Annotated in this window: 17 protein-coding genes; 13 read left to right on the top strand and 4 right to left on the bottom strand. The window is 74.8% G+C overall.

The genetic code is table 11. The features are described from left to right. Positions 1 to 39: 39 nt before the first annotated feature. Positions 40 to 744: a YidC/Oxa1 family membrane protein insertase gene (locus B446_RS14990; protein ID WP_020940291.1), complete on the top strand. Its 705-nt coding sequence runs from the start codon at positions 40 to 42 to the stop codon at positions 742 to 744. Positions 745 to 941: 197 nt separating this feature from the next. After that, positions 942 to 1,799: a fumarylacetoacetate hydrolase family protein gene (locus B446_RS14985; protein WP_020940290.1), complete on the top strand. Its 858-nt coding sequence runs from the start codon at positions 942 to 944 to the stop codon at positions 1,797 to 1,799. Positions 1,800 to 2,040: 241 nt separating this feature from the next. Here the strand turns inward: B446_RS14985 and B446_RS14980 are convergent, their stop codons facing one another. The 3 genes from B446_RS14980 to B446_RS14970 all read right to left on the bottom strand — a co-directional run bounded on the left by B446_RS14980 (position 2,041) and on the right by B446_RS14970 (position 4,599). Further along, a complete protein-coding gene (locus tag B446_RS14980; RefSeq protein ID WP_020940289.1) occupies positions 2,041 to 2,925 on the bottom strand; it encodes an LLM class F420-dependent oxidoreductase in 885 nt (294 codons plus the stop codon). A gap of 106 nt (positions 2,926 to 3,031) precedes the next feature. Beyond that, the gene (locus tag B446_RS14975; protein WP_020940288.1) at positions 3,032 to 3,532 is read right to left on the bottom strand and encodes a heme-degrading domain-containing protein; all 501 of its coding nucleotides are present in this window, start codon (positions 3,530 to 3,532) and stop codon (positions 3,032 to 3,034) included. Next, complete coding sequence (locus B446_RS14970; RefSeq protein ID WP_020940287.1) at positions 3,532 to 4,599, bottom strand: Gfo/Idh/MocA family oxidoreductase; 1,068 nt, start codon at positions 4,597 to 4,599, stop codon at positions 3,532 to 3,534. The genes B446_RS14975 and B446_RS14970 overlap by 1 nt, the downstream gene beginning before the upstream one ends. A gap of 48 nt (positions 4,600 to 4,647) precedes the next feature. Between B446_RS14970 and B446_RS14965 the strand changes: the two genes are divergently transcribed. The 11 genes from B446_RS14965 to B446_RS14920 all read left to right on the top strand — a co-directional run bounded on the left by B446_RS14965 (position 4,648) and on the right by B446_RS14920 (position 13,379). Beyond that, complete coding sequence (locus tag B446_RS14965) at positions 4,648 to 5,784, top strand: ROK family transcriptional regulator (RefSeq protein ID WP_020940286.1); 1,137 nt, start codon at positions 4,648 to 4,650, stop codon at positions 5,782 to 5,784. 210 nt (positions 5,785 to 5,994) lie between these two features. Further along, a complete protein-coding gene (locus tag B446_RS14960; protein WP_020940285.1) occupies positions 5,995 to 6,366 on the top strand; it encodes a hypothetical protein in 372 nt (123 codons plus the stop codon). Positions 6,367 to 6,617: 251 nt separating this feature from the next. Then, the gene (locus B446_RS38985; protein WP_020940284.1) at positions 6,618 to 6,824 is read left to right on the top strand and encodes a hypothetical protein; all 207 of its coding nucleotides are present in this window, start codon (positions 6,618 to 6,620) and stop codon (positions 6,822 to 6,824) included. Positions 6,825 to 7,042: 218 nt separating this feature from the next. After that, positions 7,043 to 7,912: a hypothetical protein gene (locus B446_RS14955; protein ID WP_020940283.1), complete on the top strand. Its 870-nt coding sequence runs from the start codon at positions 7,043 to 7,045 to the stop codon at positions 7,910 to 7,912. 225 nt (positions 7,913 to 8,137) lie between these two features. After that, positions 8,138 to 8,893 carry a GntR family transcriptional regulator gene (locus B446_RS14950; RefSeq protein ID WP_020940282.1) on the top strand — a complete coding sequence of 252 codons (756 nt, stop codon included), beginning with the start codon at positions 8,138 to 8,140 and terminating at the stop codon, positions 8,891 to 8,893. Between the two features lie 163 nt (positions 8,894 to 9,056). Beyond that, positions 9,057 to 10,181, top strand: coding sequence for a TIGR03364 family FAD-dependent oxidoreductase (locus B446_RS14945; protein WP_043475633.1), 1,125 nt, complete (start codon positions 9,057 to 9,059; stop codon positions 10,179 to 10,181). Between the two features lie 5 nt (positions 10,182 to 10,186). Continuing rightward, positions 10,187 to 10,906 (top strand): phosphonatase-like hydrolase, encoded by a 720-nt coding sequence (locus B446_RS14940; RefSeq protein WP_020940280.1) that lies wholly within the window; start codon positions 10,187 to 10,189, stop codon positions 10,904 to 10,906. Further along, entirely contained in the window at positions 10,899 to 11,144 is a 246-nt protein-coding gene (locus B446_RS14935) for an ATP-binding cassette domain-containing protein (RefSeq protein WP_020940279.1), read from the top strand. Before B446_RS14940 ends, B446_RS14935 begins: the two co-directional genes overlap by 8 nt. A gap of 101 nt (positions 11,145 to 11,245) precedes the next feature. Further along, positions 11,246 to 12,025, top strand: a complete 780-nt coding sequence (locus B446_RS14930) for an HAD-IIA family hydrolase (RefSeq protein ID WP_020940278.1) — start codon at positions 11,246 to 11,248, stop codon at positions 12,023 to 12,025. Positions 12,026 to 12,132: 107 nt separating this feature from the next. Further along, positions 12,133 to 12,696: a hypothetical protein gene (locus B446_RS14925; RefSeq protein ID WP_020940277.1), complete on the top strand. Its 564-nt coding sequence runs from the start codon at positions 12,133 to 12,135 to the stop codon at positions 12,694 to 12,696. Between the two features lie 11 nt (positions 12,697 to 12,707). Further along, positions 12,708 to 13,379 (top strand): class F sortase, encoded by a 672-nt coding sequence (locus B446_RS14920; protein ID WP_020940276.1) that lies wholly within the window; start codon positions 12,708 to 12,710, stop codon positions 13,377 to 13,379. On the opposite strand, the gene B446_RS14915 is transcribed toward B446_RS14920, so the two are convergent. Continuing rightward, positions 13,360 to 14,151, bottom strand: coding sequence for a FadR/GntR family transcriptional regulator (locus B446_RS14915; RefSeq protein ID WP_020940275.1), 792 nt, complete (start codon positions 14,149 to 14,151; stop codon positions 13,360 to 13,362). The genes B446_RS14920 and B446_RS14915 overlap by 20 nt on opposite strands. Between the last annotated feature and the right edge of the window lie 51 nt (positions 14,152 to 14,202).

Below are 14,202 nucleotides of genomic sequence, written 5' to 3'. Positions count from 1 at the left end.
CACACCGGCACGACGCACCCGTCACGAAGGGGTCCACCCATGTCCGTTTTCGCGCGCCTGGTCGATCAGCTCGCCGACCTGCTCCAGCCGCTTTTCCACGCCTCCGCGGCCGCCGCCGCGATCGTCCTGTTCACCGCGCTGGTACGGCTCCTCGTCCATCCGCTCTCCCGGGCCGCCGCCCGCGGGCAGCGCGCCCGGGCCGCGCTGCAGCCGAGGATCGCGGAGCTGCGCGAGAAGCACGCCGACGACCCCGGGCGGCTCCAGCGGGCGGTCCTCGAACTGCACACCGAGGAACGGGTCTCGCCGCTCTCCGGCTGCCTGCCCAGCCTGCTCCAGATGCCCGCCTTCTTCCTCCTCTACCACCTCTTCTCCAGCTCCTCGGCCGGCGGGCTGCTGTCCCACCGGCTGTTCACCGCGCCGCTCGGCGGACGCTGGGCCGACGCCCTCGCCGACGGCGGGGTGTTCGGGACCGCCGGGCTCGTCTACCTCGCGCTGTTCGCCCTCGTCGCCGTGGTCGCCGCCTTCAACTACCGGCGCACCCGGCTGATGACGGCGAAGAACCCGTCCCCGCTCGCGACGGCCGACGGGGAACGGGTGCCGGGCCTCGGCGCGGTCAACCGGCTCATGCCGTTCACGTCGTTCTTCACGCTCGTCACCGTCGCGGTGGTGCCGCTCGCGGCGGCGCTGTACGTCGTCACGAGCACCACGTGGAGCGCGGTGGAGCGGGCCGCCCTGTACCGCTGAGGAGCGTGCCGCGCTTCACGGGTGGGGGTGCGGGCCGCCCGGTGGCGCACCGCCGGGCCGCGGGCCGGGAGCGGGAGGGCAGTCCAGTACGTGAACACGGTATTGCGGAGTGGACGGCCGGATTGGAGGATCGACCAAGTCCGCTCCGTTGGCTGCACCCATCGGCCGGGCGTCCGCGATCGAGGGAGATTGTGACCATGAAGCTGCTGCGAGTCGGTCCCGCCGGGGCGGAGCGCCCCGCGTTGCTCGACGCCGACGGAACGCTCAGGGACCTGTCGGTACTCGTGGACGACATCGACGGGGTGCTGCTCGCCGACGCCGCCGCGCTGGGCCGGGTACGGGCGGCGGCCGAGGCCGGCGAGCTGCCCGCGCTGGACGCGGCGGGGCTGCGCGTCGGGCCCCCGGTCGGCCGGATCGGCAAGGTGGTGTGCATCGGGCTCAACTACCACGACCACGCGCGGGAGACCGGAGCCGAGCCGCCCGCCGAGCCCGTGATCTTCTTCAAGGCCGCGGACACGGTCGTCGGACCGAACGACACCGTGCTGGTGCCGCGCGGGTCCACCAAGACGGACTGGGAGGTGGAGCTGGCCGTCGTCGTCGGGCGTACGGCCCGCTACCTGGAGTCGGCCGAGGAAGGGCTCGCGCACGTCGCCGGGTACGCGGTGGCGCACGACGTGTCCGAGCGGGAGTTCCAGATCGAGCGCGGCGGCACCTGGGACAAGGGGAAGAACTGCGAGACGTTCAACCCGCTGGGCCCCTGGCTGGTGACGGCCGACGAGGTCCCCGACCCGCAACGGCTCTCGCTGCGGCTGTGGGTCAACGGCGAGCTGAGGCAGGACGGGACGACCGCGGAGCAGATCTTCCCCGTGGGTGAAGTGGTGCGCTACGTCAGCCACTTCATGACCCTCTACCCCGGCGACGTCATCAACACCGGCACGCCCGCCGGGGTCGCCATGGGCCACCCCGACCCCAAGCCGTACCTGCGGGCCGGCGACGTGGTGGAACTGGAGGTCGAGGGCCTGGGCCGCCAGCGACAGGAACTGAAGGACGCCTAGCGCTCCGCGATGGAGCGCCGGCAGCGCGCCGCCGGGGGCGCAGGGAGTGCCGCCCGGGGCGTAGGGAGTGCCGCCGGTAGCACCGGTAACGCCGCCGAAGCGCCGGGGACCGCTAACGGCCGTCTGCCGTCTGCCGTCTGCCGTCTGCCGTCTGCCGTCTGCCGTCTGCCGTCTGCCGTCTGCCGTCTGCCGCGCGGCGATCGCCGCGCGGCCGAGCGGTTCCCGGCGCCTCCGCCGCTTCTCAGCCCAGCAGCGGCGCCAGCCTCCGCCACGCCTCGCGCGGCAGGCTCTCCCGCGAGCCGCCGTCCACGACCTGGATCGCCACATGGTCCGCGCCCGCCTCGTGGAAGGCGGTGAGGCGGGTGTGGATGCGGGATTCGTCGCCCCAGGCGTACAGGGCGTCCACCAGGCGGTCGCTGCCGCCGTCGGCCAGGTCGTCGTCGGTGTAGCCGAGGCGGCGGAAGCTGTTGGTGTAGTTCGGGAGGGCCAGGTACATCGACAGGTGCTCGCGGGCCAGGGCGCGGGCGGTGCCCGGGTCGGTCTCCAGGACGACCGCGAACTCCGGTGCCAGCAGCGGGGTCTCGCCCAGGATCTCGCGGGCCCGCGCGGTGTGCTCGGGGGTGACGAGGTAGGGGATGGCGCCCGCCGACCGGTCGCGGGAGAGCTCCAGGGTCTTCGGGCCCAGGGCCGCGAGCACCCGGCGTCCGGCCGGGACCCCGGCCGTGTCCAGCGCGTCGAGGTAGCCGACCAGGGCGGAGTACGGGCGCCGGTACTGGTCCGCCAGCTTGGCGTGGCTCACGCCCAGGCCGAGCAGGAAGCGGCCCGGGTGGGCCGACTCCAGCTCGGCGAAACCGGCCGCGCTCTCCTCGGCCTCGTACTGCCAGATGCTCTGGATGCTCGTACCGACGACGAGCCGTGACGTCGCCTCCAGCAGTGGCGCGGCGTGCCGGGGCGCGCTGCTGCCGCCCAGCCAGGCGGTCCCGTAGCCGAGTTGCTCCAGTTCCGCGGCGGCCTCGGCGATGTCGCCGCGCCGGGCCGGGTCCTCCTCCCTGAGGCCCACGTTCCAGACGCCGTACCGGCCGATCGACTCCTTGACGGTGCGGGCGCTGTCCGTCGACTCGCTCATCGGGTCCCTTCCCTCCGGGTGGGTGTGATGCCGTCGTGATGGTCGTGCACACCGGTGCCAACCGGAGGGAGCCGCGCGGTAATCCTTCGGACGCCGCGCGCGGGCCCTACTTGCCGAGGAATCGCTCCAGCGCCTCCACGACGAACCGGTGGTCCTGGAGCTGGGGCAGGCCGGAGACCGTCACCGTGCCGATGACGCCCGCGTCCTCGACCCGGACCGGGAAGCAGCCGCCGTGCGCCGCATAGGTGTCGGGGTCCAGCCGGGAGGACTCCTCGAACGTCGTGCCCTTGGCGCGGAAGCGGGCGCCCACCAGGTAGGAGGAGGCGCCGTAGCGCTCCACCACCCGGCGCTTGCGGCTGATCCAGGCGTCGTTGTCCGGGGTGGAGCCGGGCAGGGCGGCGTGGAACAGCTGCTGCCCACCGCGGTGGATGTCGACGGCCACCGGGGCCCGGCGCTCGCGGGCCAGCTCCACCAGGAGGGAGCCGAGGGCCCAGGCGTCGTCGTGGGTGAACCGGTCGAAGACCAGCCGGCGTTCCTGCTCCTCCAGTTCCTCCACGCTAGGGGTGATCTCGGGCGCGAACCGGGGGGTGATCTGCGGGTGGTGCATCAGAGGGTCACCGTCACCTTCTCGTGGGCGGACCGGCGGGCCGCCTCCAGCACGTCGAGGGCCGAGGCCGCCTCCAGGGCGGTCACCGGGTTGGGGCCGTCGCCGGCCAGGGCGGCGGCCACGGCCGCGTAGTACGCGGGGTAGTCGCCGCGGAGCGTCGGCACGGGGTCGCCGCCGCCGGTCAGCGGGGACTGCCCGGCACCGATCCGGCCCCACAGCGCCTCGGGCTCCGCGCCCCAGGCCGGGCCCGGCCGCAGTCCTTCGCGCAGCGCCGCCTCCTGCGGGTCGAGGCCGTGCTTCACATAGCCCGCACGGGAGCCCAGCACCCGGAAGCGGGGGCCGAGCTGGGCGGTGGTGGAGGAGACGTACAGGTGGGAGCGGACGCCGCTCGCGTGGGTGAGGGCGATGAAGGTGTCGTCGTCGGTCTCGGCGCCGGCCCGGCGCACGACCGCCTCGGCGTACACCTCGGTGACCGGGCCGAACAGCACCAGGGCCTGGTCGACGACGTGGCTGCCGAGGTCGTAGAGCAGACCGCCGATCTCCGCCGGGTCGCCGGACTCGCGCCAGCCGCCCTTGGGCTGCGGGCGCCAGCGCTCGAAGCGGGACTCGAAGCGCCACACCTCGCCCAGCGCGCCGTCCTCGACCAGCTTGCGCAGGGTCAGGAAGTCGTTGTCCCAGCGGCGGTTCTGGAAGACCGACAGGAGCAGGCCGCGCTCCTCGGCGAGGGCGGCCAGCTCGCGCGCCTCCGCCGCCGTGCCCGCCACCGGCTTGTCCACGACCACCGGCAGGCCCGCCTTCAGGGCGGTGGTGGCGAGCGGGACGTGCGTCTTGTTCGGGGAGGCGATGACGATCAGGTCCAGCGCGTCGGCGCGGTCGAACAGCTCCTCGGGGGTGCCGGCGACGCGCACGTCCGGGAACTCGGCGCGAGCCTGCTCCTGCCGCTCGGGGTTCGAGGTCACCACGGTGTCCAGGGCGAGGCCCTCGGTGGCGGCGATCAGCGGGGCGTGGAAGACGGAGCCGGCCAGTCCGTAACCGATCAGGCCGACGCGGAGGGGGGTACCAGTCATGCGCCCTACTTTCGCAACGCTGTTGCCAAAGTGCAAGCGGAGGGGAGAATGGGTGGCGTGAACAGGACGAGAAGCGGTGGGCCGGTCGGGGCGAACCTGGTCGCGGTGCGCAGTCACAACGCCGCGCTGGTACTGGACCTGCTGCGGACGGCCGGTGCCCCGGGCATCAGCCGCCTCGAGCTGGCCGAGCGGACCGGGCTGACCCCGCAGGCGGTCAGCAAGATCACCGCACGGCTGCGGGACGAGGGGTTCGCCGCCGAGGCCGGGCGGCGGGCGTCCACCGGGGGCAAGCCGCGCACCGTGCTGCGCCTGGTCCCGGAGGCCGGGCACGCGGTCGGGGTGCACCTGGACCGGGACGAGCTGCGGGCCGTGCTGGTGGACCTCGACGGGACCGTGGTCGGGCAGCGGCGCGGCCCGCTGGACCTCGGGGCGGGCGCCGAGGCCGTGCTGGGCGTCCTGGCCGGCGCGGTGGAGGAGCTGGTGGCCGAGGTCCTGGGGGGCGACGGGCTCGCCACCGCGGGCTCGCTGCTCGGCGTCGGCGTCGCGCTGCCCGGGCCGCTCGACCACACGCGCGGAGTGCTGCACCGCGTCACCGGGTTCCCCGAGTGGGAGGGGTTCGCCCTGCGGGACGCGCTGACCGGGCGGCTGGGGGTGCCGGTCGTGGTGGACAAGGACACCAACGCGGCCGCGCTGGGCCTTTCGGTCGCCGGCGAGGGCGGCTCCTTCGCGTACCTGCACCTCGGTACGGGGCTCGGAGCCGGCCTGGTCATCGGCGGCCACGTGCACCGGGGCGCGCGGACCGGGGCCGGGGAGTTCGGGCACCAGGTGCTCCAGCTCGACGGGCCCGCGTGCGGGTGCGGGAACCGGGGGTGCGTGGAGGTGCTGTGCCTGTCGGCCGTGGGCCGCGGCGAGGTCGGCGAGGCGGCGCGGGTGCTGGGGGTCGGCGCCGGGAACCTGGTGGGGCTGCTGGACATCGACCTCGTGCTGCTCGGCGGGCGCACCGTGGCGGCGGCGCCGGACGCCTACGTCCGTGGTGTCGCGGACGTGCTCGACGCACGGGCCCGTCGTGAGGGGGTGCCGGGCGGGACGGTGCCGGTACGGGTGGCTCCCGGCGGGGAACGGCTCGTGGCGGAGGGTGCGGCGCAACTGCTGCTCGCTCCCCTGTTCGGGCGGTCGGACGCGTGAGGCTCCGGCCGGGGGCGGTCGGTTCTGCTCGCGGAGCTTTCGGCCGAGGTGGGTGCCCGGGGGCGTGCGCGCTGTCGTGGTGTGCGCTCTGTTGTGCTTTGTGCCCCCTTTGTTACGGTTCGACCGGCGTCCGGTGAGGAAGTCATCCAGTGAGGGCGCCGGGGCTGGAGTGGGGCCGGCGCTCGTGACCGTCTCCGAGGAGGTCGCGGAGTGCGCTCGAACAAGGTGAACGCCGCTGCGGGACTGGTGGGTGCCGTCGTGCTGGGCCTGTCGTGGGCCGTGCCCGCGGCGGCCGCTGCGGACGGGACCGCTCCGCAGGAGGCCGCGCGTGCCGTGCGGTTCTGCGGCGTGGACCGGACCACCGGGCTCGGCGTGTCGGCAGGAACGGACGTGTCCTGTGGCGCGGCGCTCGGGGTGGCGGCCGCCTACACCCGGGTGTGGCAGCGCGCGGGCGGAGCGCCCGTCGACGTCCACACGGACGGGGCGACCTGGGCCTGCCGGGAACGGCGCGGCGATCCCGATCCGTACCAGGAGTGCCTGGACGTGAACGACGGCGGCCGGCGGGTCCTGCTCACGTCCTGAACCGGCCGGTCCCGCCCGCGCCCCCGTCCCCGCCCTGCCCCGTTCCGGTCATCCGCCGTATCGGTGATCCGGAGGTTCCCATGAGATACCTGCGTCCGGCCGTCGCCGCGGCGGCGACCGCGGTCCTGGTCGTGCTCGCCCCGACGGCTCACGCCGCGCCTGCTCCGGTGCCCCGGGCGGCGCCGCCATCTTCCTCCAGTGCAAGGGTCGTACCCCTCTCACTCTCCCTCTCACCGGCAGGCACGGGCGCCGTGTCCGCTCCTGTCCGGGACGCCTGCGGCAGGGCGTTGGCCGCCGCCGGGCGGGCGGAGCGGGAGTACGACCTCATGCGGCACCAGTTGCTGCGGATCATCGCGGGCGGCGGGCACCCGGACGTCTCCCAGCGGCAGGCGCTCGCGGTCGCCGAAGCCGAGCGCGACATGTGGGCCGCGCACGCCCGGCGGCTCTGCGGATCCTGAGCCGACGGCCGTAGGCGGGCGGAGAGCGGCGGGTGGCCGACGGCGGGCGCCCCGGCGCGCCGCCGCCCAGGCGGAGGTGATCGGCCGATCGGGCGGGCTTGTCCGCGTGCACGGAGTGGCGGCCGCGCTAGCCCGCCCTCAGCCGGGATGGTCATGTGTTTATGCGACTGTGCTCGTCCCTGTCCCTCTGCCTTGCCGCAGCCGCCCTTCTCGTCCCGGTGTCGTCGCAGGCCGCGTACGCGGACTCGACCCCCTCCTGCGCGGCGCCCGGCGACCGTGCGTTCCCGCTGACCACCCGCGTCCACGGCGGGCCCACGTCCTACGAGGCGGGCGGTGGCTACGGCACCTGGTACATCGACCTGACCAACACGACCGGCCGGGCCTGCGCCAACATCCACCCGGTCGTCGTCCTCACCGACGACAAGCGCGCCCTGAAGCCGTCCCAGGCCGAGCTGGACTTCTACGACGGCGCCCGCGCCCTGCCCGTCACCTTCGAGGACACCGACGAGCAGGAACTGGTCGGTGTGCTCGACGGCGAGGGGTTCGACGGGTTCACCGTGGCGCCCGGCAAGACGGTCAGCGTCAAGGTCCGGCTCGCCCTCGCCTCCGACGCCGGGGCCGACGAGGTCACCGCCAACGCCGCCGTCGTCCAGCGCCGGGGCGACGACGGAGACTGGGTGGGGGAGTCCAACGCCTACCGCTTCGGAGTCGGGCGGGACGGCGGCGGTACGGAGGAGCAGGACCCCGACGCGACACGGGAGCCGGGGAACCCGGAGGGCACGGGGACGCCGGACGGCACGCGGGAGCCGAGGGGGACGGAGGACCCGGGCGGCACCGAGACCCCGGGCGGCGCCGAGACCCCGGGCGGTACGAGCGCAAGCCCGACCGGAGCCCCGTCGGCCACCCCGGGCGCCGCCGACCCGGACGGCACGTCCCTGCCGGTCGCCGAGGAGGCCGAGGAGGCCGGGGAGCGGGCCCGCGAACTGGCCCGCACCGGACCGGGTCTCGCCCGCGGGGTGCTGGCGGCCACCACCGTACTGCTGGCCGTCGGCGGAGGAGCCTTCCTGCTGGCCCGCCGCCGTCGCTGAGGCGCGGGCTGCGGCCGGGAGCCGGGAGCCGGGGGTTGGGGGCTGGGGGCCGGGGGGAGGGCGCCGTGCGAGGCGCCCGCCGGGCCGCGGTCACGTGTGCCATCCACGCCCCCACGCCGCCCCCACGTGTGCCCTCCAGGCCCCCGCGCCGCCCCCCACGCCCGCGCCCGTCCCCGACCGCGGGCCGCCCTCCACCCGCCCTCCCCGGTCTGCGACGATCCCCCCGTGGACTACCCGAACGACCAGGCCCCCGGCGCCCCCGTCCGCTCCGGCATTCCGGAGCACGGGCGTGTTCCGAAGTACTACGCGGTCAAGGCGCGCATCGCCGGGCTGCTGGAGGAGCTGGGGGAAGGCGGGGTCATCCCCACCGAGCGGGACCTCGCCGAGCGGTACGACGTGGCGCGGGAGACCGTGCGGCAGGCCGTGCGGGAGCTGGTGCTGGAGGGGCGGCTCAGGCGGCAGGGGCGGGGGACCGTCGTCGCCGGGCCCAAGCTGGCCCAGCCGCTCTCCCTGGCCAGCTACACCGAAGGAGTGCGCCGGCAGGGCCGTACCCCCGGTCGTACGCTCGTCACCCTCGACCGCTTCCCGTGCCCGGAGCCCCTCGCCGCCGAGACCGGGCTCACCCGGGGCGAGCCCGTCTGGCACCTGGAGCGCGTGCTGCTCGCCGACGACGAGCGGGTCGGCCTGGAGAGCACGTACGTCGCCGTCGCCCGGGTGCCGCGCCTGGACGCCGACTTCGACCCCGACTCCTCCTTCTACGCCTACCTGCGGGACCAGGGCATCGCCTTCGGGGACGCCGACGAGCGCGTCGAGACCGTGCTCGCCACGCCCCGGGAGGCCCTGCTCATCGGCACCCCGCCGGCCCTGCCCATGCTGCTGATCCACCGGGTCTCCCGGGACACCGCAGGGCGGCCGCTGGAGCGGGTCCGCTCCCTCTACCGGGGCGACCGGTTCTCCTTCACGGCCCACCTCAGGGGCTGAGAGCACCGCACCGCACCCCCGGCCCTCGGCATCCTCACCCGCACTCCCGCCTCCGGTTGCATAACGAGAAGATAACGGGTCTAGCCCAAACGTGACGGGTGGGTCACGCTCTCGTGGTGAGCCGGATGTCTCCGGTCTTCTGATCGAGAGGAGCGTTGCCGCCGTGAGAGTGACGGTCGTCGGAGCCGGCGTGGTGGGCACCATGCACGCCTGGCAAGCACTGGAGCGGGGCCACCAGGTCGTCCAGATCGAGCGCGAGACCGAGGCGCGCGGCGCCTCGCTGCGCAACTTCGGGCAGATCTGGGTCAGCGGCCGCGCCGGTGGAGAAGAACTGGAAGCGGCCCTGCGGGCACGGGAGCTGTGGGAGGAGATCGGCGCGCGCGTCCCGGCGCTGGGCTTCCGGGCCATCGGCTCCCTGACCCCCGTCCGCGGCCCCCTCGAACTCGCCGTCGCCGAGGCCGCCGTGGCCCGCCCGGACGCCGCCGCACGCGGGTACGGGCTGCTCACCCCGGGCGAGGCCCGCGCGCTCAACCCCGCCCTGCGCGGCGAGTTCACCGCCGCCCTGCACTGCGAGCGGGACGCGGCGGTCGAGCCGCGCACCGCCCAGCTCGCCCTGCGCGAGGAGCTGCTGAGGCACCCGGGCTACACGTTCCTGCCGGGCCGCGAGGTGCGGGAGGTCACCGGTGCCGCGACGGTCCGCGACGACCACGGGGAGGTGCACCACGCCGACGCGGTCGTCCTGTGCACCGGCGCCTGGCTCGGCGGCCTGGTCCGCGAGCTGGCCGGCCCCGACCTGCCCGTGCGCCGCGTCCGCCTGCAGATGATGCAGACCGACCCGCTCGGCGAAGCCCTGACCACCTCGGTCGCGGACGCCGACAGCTTCCGCTACTACCCGGCCTACGCCTCCGCGGCGCTCGACGAGCTGAACGTCCGGCAGCCGCAGGCCGAGACCGCCGCCGCCCACCGCATGCAACTGCTCATGGTGCAGCGCGCCGACGGCGGCCTGACCATCGGCGACACCCACGAGTACGAGCACCCCTTCGCCTTCGACACCGTCGAGGAGCCCTACGAGCACCTCACCGGCGTCGTCGAGTCCCTGCTCGGCCGGCCCCTGCCGCGGGTCCGGCGCCGCTGGGCCGGGGTGTACGCGCAGTGCGCCGAACCCGGCCGGGTCGTGCACCGGCAGCAGGTGCGCGAGGGGGTGTGGCTGGTCACCGGGCCCGGCGGGCGCGGCATGACGTGCTCGCCCGCGATAGCCGAGACCACCGCGAACGAACTGGGCTGGTGAGGAAGTTGACCACGGACACCCGCGACATCCGCCTCGTCGTCCTCGACATGGCCGGCACCACCGTCGCCGACGGCGGCCTCGTCGAGCGCGCCTTCGCCGCGGCCGCCGCCGAACTCGGCGTCGAGCCCGGCTCGGCCGAGCACGCCGGGCACCTCTCCTACGTCCGCGCCACCATGGGCGAGTCGAAGATCTCCGTCTTCCGGCACCTGTTCGGCGACGAGGACCGCGCCCGGCGGGCCAACGCCACCTTCGAGAAGGCGTACGGCGAACTCGTCGAGGAGGGCCTGACCGCCCCCGTCCCCGGGGCCCGCGAGGCCATCGAGGAGCTGGCCGGCAGCGGCCGCACCGTCGTCCTGACCACCGGCTTCGCCCGGGTCACCCAGGACGCCCTCCTGGACGCCCTGGGCTGGCGCGGCCTCGTACCGCTCACCCTGTGCCCGGCCGACGCCGGCGGGCGCGGGCGGCCCTACCCGGACATGGTCCTGGAGGCGTTCGTCCGGACGAAGGCCGCGGCCGACGTACGGCAGGTCGCCGTCGTCGGCGACACCTCGTACGACGTGCTCAGCGGCGTCCGGGCGGGCGCCGGGCTGGTCGCGGGCGTGCGCACCGGGGCGCACGGGGACGACGCGTTCCGCGCCGCCGGCGCCACCCACGTCCTGGACTCCGTCGCCGACCTGCCCGCCCTGCTCGCGGCCCGGCCCGCGCCGCTCGCCGGGGATGGGTGAGACGGGCATCCGCTTCGACTCCGTCGCCGTCGCCCACGACGGGAACGTCGTCCCGGACGCGCTCGACCCGACCGTCGGGCCGGGCGAGGCCATGGCGCGGCTCGGGCCGTCCGGCTCCGGCAAGACCACCGCGCCGCGGGCGGTCACCGGGTTCGTACGGCCCGTCTCCGGGCAGGTGCTCCTCGGCGACCGGGACATGAGCCGTCGGCCGTGTCGCGCCGTGCGCGGTAGCCGGTGATCGGCGGGGTCCGAATCGCACGGGGCTGATTAGGCTGGGGGCGTCGGTACGCCGTGGTTCCGGCGACCCCCGCCCGTACGTACGCCAGGAGACGCAAGCACATGGCAGACCGCAAGCCCATCGAGTCGTGGCTGACCGACATGGACGGTGTCCTGATCCACGAGGGCGTCCCGATCCCCGGCGCCGACGCCTTCCTGAAGAAGCTGCGCGACTCCGGGCGGCCCTTCCTGGTGCTCACCAACAACTCCATCTACACCGCGCGCGACCTGCACGCCCGGCTGCGCCGCATGGGCCTGGACGTGCCGGTCGACAACATCTGGACCTCCGCCCTGGCCACCGCCCAGTTCCTGGACGACCAGCGACCCGGCGGCAGCGCCTACGTGATCGGCGAGGCGGGCCTGACCACCGCGCTGCACGACATCGGCTACATCCTCACCGACCACGAGCCCGACTTCGTGATCCTCGGCGAGACCCGCACGTACTCCTTCGAGGCCCTGACCAAGGCCGTCCGCCTGATCAACGACGGCGCCCGGTTCATCGCCACCAACCCCGACAACGTCGGCCCGTCCACCGAGGGCGACCTGCCCGCCACCGGCTCCGTCGCCGCCCTGATCACCGCCGCCACCGGCAAGAAGCCGTACTTCGTCGGCAAGCCGAACCCGCTGATGATGCGGGCGGGGCTGAACGCGATCGGCGCCCACTCCGAGACCTCCGCGATGATCGGCGACCGCATGGACACCGACGTCCTCGCCGGCCTGGAGGCCGGGATGCGCACCTTCCTGGTGCTCAGCGGGGTCACCCAGCCGGTCGACGTCGACCGCTACCCGTTCCGCCCGTCCGAGGTCGTCGACTCCATCGCCGATCTGGTCGACCTCGTCTGACCTGCGGTTTCCACACCCCGCCCCACCCGTTCGGAGCAATCGCGCGCCTTCCGAGGATGCGGAGGCGCGCGGTCCGGGGGAGCCTCCCTTTATCTGGAGGTTTCACGATGGGCTCAGCACGTCTCACTCTCTGTACCGGACTCCTGGCCGTCGCCGCGCTCACGCCGGCGGCGTACGCGGCCGACAACGACCGCGGAGTCACCGTGACCCCGTCCTCCCCGGCCCCGGGCGACGACGTGGCGCTACAGGTGCGCGGCTGCACCGGGGCACAGGCCACGGCCGCCTCGCCCGCCTTCGTCTCCGACGCGCGGCTGACCGGCGGCCAGGGCGGTCAGAGCGCGATGGCGGGCCAGACCCGCATCCGCACCGCGCTCGAACCCGGCGCCTACGACGTGCGGATCAGCTGCGCCGACGTGGTGATGACCGGCACCATCACCGTCGTGGACAAAGGCGCCGGGCGGGCGGACGGGCAGGGCACCGCCCCGGACCCGGCCGCCTCGCCCGTGGCACCGGTGCACGCGGGCGGCGGCGGCACCGCGCACTTCGCGACCGTGGCCACCGACGCGTCCGGACCCGACACCGCCCAGGGAGTGACCGGCCTGGCCCTCGCCGGGGTCGCCGCGGCCGCCGTCGGGCTGCGCAGGGCCCGCCGGAGCCACGGCACCGGCTGAGCGCCGCGGACATGTCCGACGAACACGGGCGCGGCTCCGGCACCGGGCGCCTGGTCACCGGCCTGGCCTGGGCGGTGCTGCTGTTCGGGCTGTGGCTGTGGGGACGCGGCGTGACCGCCGTGCCCGCGAGCCCGTCCGGACCCACCACGGGCGACGTGGCCGGACTCGACCGCGCCGCGGGGACGCTTCCGCTGCCGCCCGCGGCCCGGCCCCTCGGGGCCGCCGCGCCGCTGCGCGTGGACATCCCCGAACTGGCCGTGCAGGCACCGGTCGTGGCCCGCGGCCTGGACCGGGAGGGCGCCGTCGACCCGCCGCCGTTCGACCAGCCGGGAGTGGTCGGCTGGTACGGCTCCGGGACCGCGCCCGGCGCGGCGGGGGCCGCGCTGATGGTGGGCCACGTCGACACCGAGACCCGGCCCGCCGTCTTCTACAAGCTCAGCACGCTGAAGCCGGGCGAGACGGTCCGGGTGGTCCGCGCGGACGGCAAGGTCGCCCACTTCACCATCGACGACGTACGGGTGCTGCCCCGCGACGACTTCGACGCGCGGGTGGCCTACGGCCCCCGCCGGCCGGGCCGCGCCGAACTCCGCCTGATCACCTGCGGCGGCACCTTCGACCGGGCGAGCCGCAGCTACACGGCCAACGTGGTGGTCTCGGCGTACCTCACCGGCACGGGTCCGTGAGCCCCCGCGCGACCTCGTGACCGGCCGTGCCGGTGTGCCGTGACCGGCTGTTCGCCGGACCGTCCGCGCGTTCGGAGGTCCCGTCGGCCGTCACCGCGCCGGTGGGGGTGAGGCGGGCACGGATGTTGCCGAAGTGGTCCCTTATGGCCTCCTCCGCCCGCACCGAGTCGCCGGACCGGACGGCGTCCAGGATCTCGCGGTGCTGGCGGCAGGTGACCCGCGGGTCCTGCGGCACCTCCACCAGGTCCCGCCGGACGCGGTGGAAGGCGTCCCAGAACGCCTCCAGCACCTCGCTCAGCAGCACGTTGTCCAGCCCCCGGTAGAGGGTGGCGTGAAACGCGCGGTCGGTCTCGGCGAGGCCGCGCCCCTCGGCGGCCTCCCGCTCCATACGGCCCACGAGGGCGTCCAGCTCGACGAGGTCCGCCTCGGGCAGCCGCCCGGCCAGCCGCGAGACCAGTCCCGTCTCGACCGCCTCGCGCAGCTCCAGCAACTGGAGCAGGGAGTCCTCGCCGCGGTAGTGCCCGGCGACCGTGCGGAACGCGAGCCCCTCGATCATGGGTGCGAACGACATCGAGCCGACGTAGGTCCCGAAGCCGTGCCTGATCTCCACGATGCCCATCGCCTGCAGCGCCTTCAGGGCCTCCCGCACCGAGTTCCGGCTCGCCCCGAGGAAGTCCATCAGCTCCGGCTCGGTCGGCAGCGGGGCGCCCGAGGGCAGCCGTCGGTCGACGATGAGCTTCTTGATCCGCTCTTGAAGGTCCCGGGCTGCCATGGCCAGAGGGTATCCGGCCAAACAGGCAATGGGGGCGGCGCGGCGGCGGAA

The sequence above is a fragment of the Streptomyces collinus Tu 365 genome (assembly GCF_000444875.1).
Taxonomy (GTDB): Bacteria; Actinomycetota; Actinomycetes; order Streptomycetales; family Streptomycetaceae; genus Streptomyces; species Streptomyces collinus_A.
Note: the sequence above shows the minus strand (reverse complement) of the source record. Positions and strands in the feature narration are given on the sequence as shown.

Excerpts from the sequence above, each read along its gene's own strand:
- B446_RS14990 (WP_020940291.1), top strand. The coding sequence starts at position 40 with ATGTCCGTTTTCGCGCGCCTGGTCGATCAGCTCGCCGACCTGCTCCAG.
- B446_RS14985 (WP_020940290.1), top strand. The coding sequence starts at position 942 with ATGAAGCTGCTGCGAGTCGGTCCCGCCGGGGCGGAGCGCCCCGCGTTG.
- B446_RS14980 (WP_020940289.1), bottom strand. The coding sequence starts at position 2,925 with ATGAGCGAGTCGACGGACAGCGCCCGCACCGTCAAGGAGTCGATCGGC.
- B446_RS14975 (WP_020940288.1), bottom strand. The coding sequence starts at position 3,532 with ATGCACCACCCGCAGATCACCCCCCGGTTCGCGCCCGAGATCACCCCT.
- B446_RS14970 (WP_020940287.1), bottom strand. The coding sequence starts at position 4,599 with ATGACTGGTACCCCCCTCCGCGTCGGCCTGATCGGTTACGGACTGGCC.
- B446_RS14965 (WP_020940286.1), top strand. The coding sequence starts at position 4,648 with ATGGGTGGCGTGAACAGGACGAGAAGCGGTGGGCCGGTCGGGGCGAAC.
- B446_RS14935 (WP_020940279.1), top strand. The coding sequence starts at position 10,899 with ATGGGTGAGACGGGCATCCGCTTCGACTCCGTCGCCGTCGCCCACGAC.
- B446_RS14930 (WP_020940278.1), top strand. The coding sequence starts at position 11,246 with ATGGCAGACCGCAAGCCCATCGAGTCGTGGCTGACCGACATGGACGGT.
- B446_RS14925 (WP_020940277.1), top strand. The coding sequence starts at position 12,133 with ATGGGCTCAGCACGTCTCACTCTCTGTACCGGACTCCTGGCCGTCGCC.
- B446_RS14920 (WP_020940276.1), top strand. The coding sequence starts at position 12,708 with ATGTCCGACGAACACGGGCGCGGCTCCGGCACCGGGCGCCTGGTCACC.
- B446_RS14915 (WP_020940275.1), bottom strand. The coding sequence starts at position 14,151 with ATGGCAGCCCGGGACCTTCAAGAGCGGATCAAGAAGCTCATCGTCGAC.